At 60.2% G+C, this 722-nt stretch carries 1 protein-coding gene; it reads right to left on the bottom strand.

Going from position 1 to position 722, the window contains the following annotated elements; translation table 11 throughout:
* Positions 1–722: phosphopantetheine-binding protein (locus G8767_RS35260; RefSeq protein ID WP_166814290.1), on the bottom strand; the 722-nt coding region annotated here is incomplete at both ends.

The raw sequence follows: 722 nt of genomic DNA, 5'->3' as shown, positions 1-722 counted from the left end.
ACATGAGAACCCAAACGAGCAGCCAACGCCTCCACCGTCGACGCCTCGAACAACTCCCGCACCGACACCGAAGCATCCAACGCCTGACCCAACCGAGACGTCACCTGCGTCGCAATCAGCGAATTACCACCGAGAGCAAAGAAATCATCATCCAAACCAACACGCTCGACGCCCAGAACATCCGCAAACGTCTGCGCCACAACCTCTTCCACCACCGACGTCGGAGCACGGAACACCGCAACCTGCAACGACGGAACCGGCAACGCCCGACGATCCAACTTCCCGTTCACCGTCAACGGAATCGCATCCAACACCACAAACGCCGACGGCACCATGTACTCCGGCAACAACGAACCCACACCGGTGCGGACATCGTCGACCGACACGCTCACACCCGCAGCCGGAACCACATACGCCACCAACCGCTGATCACCCGGAGAATCCTCACGAACAACCACCGCCGTCTGCGCCACCGACACATCCGCCAACACCGCAGACTCGATCTCACCGATCTCGATCCGGAAACCACGGATCTTCACCTGATCATCCGCGCGACCCAGATACTCCAAATCACCAGCACTGTTCCACGACGCCACGTCACCCGTGCGGTACAACACCTCGCCCGCATTGAACGGATTCGCCACAAACCGCGTCGACGTCAACCCCGCCTGACCCAGATAACCCCGAGCCAACTGCACACCCGAGACATACATCTCACCCGC

This window comes from Rhodococcus sp. IC4_135, from assembly GCF_011602025.1.
GTDB classification, from domain to species: Bacteria; Actinomycetota; Actinomycetes; order Mycobacteriales; family Mycobacteriaceae; genus Rhodococcus_F; species Rhodococcus_F baikonurensis.
This window is presented reverse-complemented; position numbering and strand designations above follow the sequence as displayed.